4 protein-coding genes are annotated in these 6,205 nt (G+C 57.3%); all 4 read left to right on the top strand.

Annotated features, from left to right (window positions below; translation table 11 throughout):
• Positions 1 to 717 precede the first annotated feature (717 nt).
• The 4 genes from aspS to ACFMO5_RS14070 all read left to right on the top strand — a co-directional run bounded on the left by aspS (position 718) and on the right by ACFMO5_RS14070 (position 5,967).
• Positions 718 to 2,493 (top strand): aspartate--tRNA ligase, encoded by a 1,776-nt coding sequence (aspS, locus tag ACFMO5_RS14085; RefSeq protein WP_376793382.1) that lies wholly within the window; start codon positions 718 to 720, stop codon positions 2,491 to 2,493.
• Positions 2,494 to 3,216: 723 nt separating this feature from the next.
• On the top strand, positions 3,217 to 3,672 hold the full coding sequence (locus tag ACFMO5_RS14080) for a response regulator transcription factor (protein ID WP_376793381.1): 456 nt from the start codon (positions 3,217 to 3,219) through the stop codon (positions 3,670 to 3,672).
• 5 nt (positions 3,673 to 3,677) lie between these two features.
• Positions 3,678 to 4,508, top strand: a complete 831-nt coding sequence (locus tag ACFMO5_RS14075) for a competence/damage-inducible protein A (RefSeq protein WP_376793380.1) — start codon at positions 3,678 to 3,680, stop codon at positions 4,506 to 4,508.
• A gap of 316 nt (positions 4,509 to 4,824) precedes the next feature.
• Positions 4,825 to 5,967 (top strand): spermidine/putrescine ABC transporter substrate-binding protein, encoded by a 1,143-nt coding sequence (locus ACFMO5_RS14070; protein WP_376793379.1) that lies wholly within the window; start codon positions 4,825 to 4,827, stop codon positions 5,965 to 5,967.
• Positions 5,968 to 6,205 lie beyond the last annotated feature (238 nt).

The following is a 6,205-nucleotide window of genomic DNA, read 5'->3' as shown; positions in this document are numbered from 1 at the left end:
CCCCCGCAGCCCGAAGGGCTGCGGGGAGGGAGGAGGAAGGGGTGAGGGGCAGATGGCCGCTCCACCGCATATCATAAATATTAGGCCGTTTCCTCCTTGGGGTGCTGGGGGGCCAAGCCGCGCGCCGCAGGCGCCGGCTCGGCCCCCCAAAATTTTTCATCGGATCAATACCCCTTGGCACATGAAGAGGCTTATGCTATCCTTTTAGGGAATTACGCGGTGGGTTCCCTTTTGGGGGCTTGGGGGGGCGGAGCCGGGCGCCTTTGGCCCTCAGCCCCGCTCCCAAAAACCGTCGGTGCAGGGGCTATGATCGCAGTGGGCCGTTCGAATCTCAATCAGGATATCCCAGGCAATGACGTCTTCCGGCGTATACAGCGGGGGGCGGTAGGAAGGCTTTGATCCCATACAGGCTGAGCGATTCATGGGCAACCTGGGCCGCCCACCCGCAGGAGGGCGGCCCAGGTTTTTGATGGTGGCTTTCGATGTTGCGTGGACACCCCGCCAGGAAATCAATCTGGAGCTCGCTACTATTGAAAGGGGCAACTACCCGATGTTGGTGGGGTGAGCATTGAAGGCTCCAGCCTGTCCCTCAAATTTCCGGTAGGGTGAGGACTCGTCTCCCGCAGAGCCGGGAAGGGTAGGGGCAGTAAGTGGGCGGGGCTGAATCGTTATAGGTTGGCGACTCGAGCGAGCACGATTCCGAATAAGGAGGGCTTCATGTTGAAGAGCCACGGATGTGGAGAGTTGCGTCCAGCGCACATTGGCCAGGAGGTCGAGCTGGCCGGTTGGGTCCACCGTCGTCGGGACCACGGTGGATTGATTTTCATCGATCTCAGGGATCGGAGCGGCCTGGTGCAGGTGGTGGGCGATCCCTCTCGCTCTGCTGCCGCCCATGCCGTCCTGGACGAGGTGCGCCTGGAATATGTGATCCGGGTTCGTGGCCTGGTCCGGCGGCGCCCGGCCGGTGCGGAAAATCCCAATTTGCCGACTGGGGAAGTTGAGGTCGAAGCCCATGAGGTGCACATCCTCAACCCTGCCCGTCCGTTGCCTTTCTCCATCGATGATGATGGTCGTCGGATCGATGAGGCGGTCCGCTTGCGCTACCGCTATCTGGATTTGCGTCGTGCCAGGATGCAGCGGAACCTGATGCTGCGCCACCAGACCACGCGGGCGATCCGGGATTATCTGGATGCCCGTGGGTTTGTCGAAGTGGAAACCCCTATTCTGATCAAGAGCACGCCGGAGGGCGCCCGGGATTTCATTGTCCCCAGCCGGCTTCATCCAGGTAAGTTCTACGCTCTTCCCCAATCCCCACAGCAACTCAAGCAATTGCTGATGGTGGCGGGATTGGAGAAATACTATCAGATCGCCCGCTGCTTCCGGGACGAGGATTTGCGGGGCGACCGACAGCCGGAGTTCACTCAATTGGATCTGGAGATGTCCTTTGTGGACCGTGAGGATATCCTCCAGGTCATCGAGGGGTTGCTGATCGAGGTGGTGCAGCGGGTTACCCCGCACAAGCGCTTCCGCGCTCCTTTCCCCCGCCTCACCTACTCCGAGGCGATAGCCCGTTATGGCTCAGACAAACCTGACCTCCGGTTTGGCATGGAGCTGGTGGATCTGACGGACGTATTTCGAGAGAGCTCGTTTGAAGTCTTTCGTTCCATCGCTCAAAGCGGGGGGCAGGTGAAGGCGTTGCGGGCTCCAGGGTGTGCGGGCTACAGCCGCCGCGAGATCGATGAGCTGACGACCTACGTGAAGTCGCTAGGTGCGAAAGGCCTGATCACTCTTGCCTTCGCTGGGGACGATGTGAAAGGGCCGGCGGTGAAGTTCCTCGCCGAAGGCGAGAAAGCAGTGATTGCGGAGCGGGTCGGGGCCGGGGTAGGGGATCTCGTTTGCATGGTGGCCGATGCGCCGGATACGGTGGCCAAAGCTCTGGGAGGATTGCGATTGTTCTTCCGAGATCGATTGCAGCTCGCCGATCCGGACGAGTTCGCTTTCGCTTGGATCCTGGAGTTCCCGATGTTTGAGTGGAATGACGAAGAGGGGCGATGGGAAGCGATGCATCATCCGTTCACCTCGCCAATGGATGAGGATTTAGACCGTCTGGAGACGGATCCCGGATCCGTCCGCGCCAAATCCTATGACATTGTGTGCAATGGATATGAGATCGGTGGGGGAAGCATTCGGATTCACCGTCGAGATGTTCAGGAACGGGTTTTCCGGCTGTTGGGCTATACGCCGGAGCAAGCGCGCGCCCGCTTCGGCCATATGCTGGAGGCTTTTGAGTTCGGCGCGCCGCCTCATGGAGGGATCGCCCTGGGGTTAGATCGTCTGGTGATGCTCCTGGCGGATGAGCCGAACATTCGAGAGGTCATTGCCTTCCCCAAGACGGCCAGCGCTATGGATCTCCTCTTTGATGCGCCATCGGAAGTGGATGAGCGCCAACTGCGGGAGCTTCATATCCGGGTTGTGCAGGAAGATCCAGAGTAGGGGCTTCGATTTCCCTTGTCCCTCACAGCTCTCCAAGCTGCGGAGCGGAAGGGGGATGGGACCATTCACTCCGTGAGACGACGAGCCCAGAGACCCCGGCTCGCTTGCCCAAAGGAGCGGTTTCCATTAAACTTTTCCAAAGCAGCGGGCTCCTCGATCGCAAGACCGGCCCTTGGATTTGGTATTTTCACTGACCTTTCCTCCTTTCCTCATTCTGGGGGTGAGGTCGCCCTTAGTGCTTTGTCCATATTTGAGGTTTTAAGGCCCTTGGGGATCTTCAGGGGTTAGGAAAGATCACTAAAAACAGGCGCTTATGAAATTTAACAAATCAATCCGCACATTCCACGTTGAGGATACGCCGTGAGAGAAGCGGGAGACCTCACCCCCCTTGATCCCCCTCCCCACGGCCCGAAGGGCCGCGGGGAGGAGGGGAGAAAAGGGGTTTGGGGGCGAGTTGATTTTTTAAACTTCATAAGCGCCCTACTACAAACAGCCCTCAATCCCTGAAAGGGTTTTCTCTCCTCCTCCCGCAGCCCAAAGGGCTGCGGGAGGAGGAGAGAAAGGGTGGAGGGATCATCCGCTCCCTTCACCACATCTCCCCACAACTCAAGTGGATAAAGCATTAGCGGCCTCGCACCCTGACCCTTTGGGGAGAGGGAGGGCCAGGATGCCTGGAAGAGAAAGACGCTCGGAGAGAGGATCAGAGGATCGCCCGCTGCACAAATGCTCTGCTTGAGTTTCCCGAGCGAGGAGTTCCACATGGCTGAAGGAGATCGGAGAAAGATTCGCATTGTATGTATCGAGGACGATCAAGATATGATCGACCTAATCCGTCTGATCGTCACCCGACGGGGGTATGAGTTGGTCGGCTGGGCAACCAGCGGGATGGAGGGAATCGAAGTCATCCGGCGAGAGAAACCGGACCTCGTTCTGCTGGATCTGATGATGCCGGACATTGATGGGTGGGAAGTTTACCAACAGATGAAAGCTGATCCGGAGCTGCGCAACATCCCGGTGATTGTGGTCACCGCCCGAGCACAACATGTGGATCGCATCTTGGGGCTTCATATCGCCCGGGTAGATGATTACCTCACCAAGCCTTTTGGGCCCTCGGAGTTGATCGCCAGCATCGAGCGGGTGATGAGCAATTTCACCTCTGCCCCGTCCGGTGAGGAGTAAGCCCGATGGGTGTTCGCCCTCCGACAGTGGAGATTTTCGCCATTGGGAATGAGTTATTGCTGGGCGAGGTGGTCGATACCAACACGGCTTGGCTGTGTCGTTTCTTCACCGGGCTGGGTGGGAGGGTGCAGCGAGCGACCATTCTCCCGGACGATGTGGAGGAGATTCGCGCCGAGTTGGAGCGCTCATTGTGGCGGGGGCCTGATTTTATATTCACCACGGGAGGGCTGGGTCCAACAGAGGACGATCGAACGCTTGCCGGGGTGGCTTTAGCCACGGGCCGGCCGTTGGAGGAGCATCCTCAGGCGCTTCAGATGGTGGCAACGCGTTATCAAGCCCTGGCTGAGTTGGGCTATGTGGCTGACTCCGAGCTCACACCGCCCCGCCGTAAGATGGCTCTCCTCCCCCAAGGTGCGGTCCCCTTAGCGAACCCTATCGGCGCTGCCCCAGGGGTCCTTCTTCCTTTGGAACGGACCACCGTGGTCTGTCTCCCTGGGGTTCCTGAGGAGATGAAAGCCATCGTTCAGGGCGCTCTCGCGCCTTATCTTCAGACTCGATTTGGAAAAGCAGGTTTTGCGGAGCTCCGTTTGCTCGTCGAGTGCGGAGATGAATCCCGATTAGCCCCTTTATTGGAGGAGATCCATCAGCGATTCCCTCAAGTGTATATAAAATCTCGGGCGCGAGCGTTTGGCCCTGAGGTCCGTCTTCGGGTTTACCTCTCGGCCGTTGCGTCCACCTCGGAGGAGGCCCAAGCCTTGGTAAAGGAGGTGTGCCGTCGTCTGGAGGAGCGCCTCACGGAGGCAGGGATCGCACTGGAGATTCTGAACCATAATTAAGCAGCCGCTGTTTGTAGTGCTGCATACGTTTTTGAGATATGCGATGGAGAGGGCTAATCTCCGAAGATCCCCAAGGACCGTAAAATGCTCTGTTGTAAACAAAGGCGGTCCCCCGAATTCGTAGTGACGATCTTTCGATTCGTAGAGTTCCTATGAGGGGGCGCTTATGCGCCCCCTCATAGGAATTCCCTCCACGCTCTTTTCATCTTTTCGGCAGAGCAACCTTAAAACCTCCAAAGATATATGGACAAAGCAATAGGACGCTTGAGCGCTCATCCTTTTCTTTCCCCAAAAACCCTGGAAAGGAGGTCTGGCCATGGGCATCACTGGACGCAGTCTCTGTCTGTTCATCTTAATGGCTTTCCTAGCTGCATGCGGGGCTCCTGCAGTATCTCCAACGCCGATGCCTCCCTCGGCCTCTCCCACCGCTCCCACCGTTCCCACCCGGGTAGAGGACTCCTGCGGCGACCGCTCGAAGCTCTCAAAGGAGCTCTATTTGTTCAACTGGCCGGATTATATCGCTCCAGAAGTGCTGAATCGGTTTGAGCAGGAATGCGGAGTTAAGGTGATCGTCGACACTTATGATTCCAATGAAACCCTGCTAGCCAAGCTCCAAGCTGGAGCCACCGGTTACGATGTCATCGTGCCCTCTGACTATATGGTCTCCATCATGATCAATGAGGGAATGCTAGCCGAACTGGACAAAAGCAATCTTCCCAATATCAAACACATTGATCCGAACCATCTCGGCCTCTATTTCGATCCGGAGAATAAATACACGGTTCCCTACATGTGGGGAACATCGGGTTTCATGTATGACACCGCGGCTATCCCGCGGGAGTTGAAGAGCTGGCGGGATGTGTTTGAGCCAGCGCCAGACGTGCAGGGGAAAATCTCAATGCTGAAGGACGAACGGGAGGTCATCGGAGCGGCTCTCAAATATCTGGGTTTCTCGATGAATTCAACCAATCCGGACGAATTGCAAAAGGCAAAGGAGGTTTTGCTCCGTCAGAAGCCTTATGTGAAGGCTTACACCAGCGATACCAACCGCGATCTTCTGGTGGCTGGCGAAGTGGTCCTCGCCCACATCTGGACCGGAGATGCCATTCGGGCCCGGGATGTCAAGCCTTCCTTGAAGTATGTGATCCCCGAGGAAGGCTGCACGATTTGGCAGGATAATCTGGCTATACCGAAGACCGCCCGGAACAAATACACGGCCGAGATTTTCATTAACTTCCTGATGCGCCCAGATATTGCTGCGATCAATGCGAACACCATTAAATATGGCAGCCCGAACCGGACGGCGATCCAGGAACATCTGATCGACCCTGCGCTTCTGAACGATCCGGGCATTTATCCACCGGAGGAGCTGAAGCGAAAGATGGAATGGTTGATTGACGTGGGAGAGGCCATTGAGATATACGATCGCATTTGGACCGAGCTGGGGGTGGAGCAGTAAACAACAGCACGCTCATGGGTTTTTGGGTATGCGGTGGGGAAGCCGGATGGCCTTTCCCGCCTTTCTCCCCTGCCTGTAGCCCAAAGGGCTACAGGCAGGGGAGAAAAATTCTTTGGGGGGCCGCCTTCGGCAGCTCCCAGCCCCCAAAAACCCTAGGGAGGCGGCCTTAAAAGCGCGTTCAGTCATATCCAACAATCGAATCTGGAAACGCGCTCTGGGGATGTGGGCAAAGCCCACA

It is taken from the genome of Thermoflexus sp., from assembly GCF_042408365.1.
Classification (GTDB): Bacteria; Chloroflexota; Anaerolineae; order Thermoflexales; family Thermoflexaceae; genus Thermoflexus.
The sequence above is the reverse complement of the archived record's forward strand: the minus strand, read 5'-3'. Positions and strand labels throughout refer to the sequence as shown.

Coding starts and splice junctions, on each gene's coding strand:
- aspS (WP_376793382.1), top strand. CDS start 718: ATGTTGAAGAGCCACGGATGTGGAGAGTTGCGTCCAGCGCACATTGGC.
- ACFMO5_RS14080 (WP_376793381.1), top strand. CDS start 3,217: ATGCTCTGCTTGAGTTTCCCGAGCGAGGAGTTCCACATGGCTGAAGGA.
- ACFMO5_RS14075 (WP_376793380.1), top strand. CDS start 3,678: ATGGGTGTTCGCCCTCCGACAGTGGAGATTTTCGCCATTGGGAATGAG.
- ACFMO5_RS14070 (WP_376793379.1), top strand. CDS start 4,825: ATGGGCATCACTGGACGCAGTCTCTGTCTGTTCATCTTAATGGCTTTC.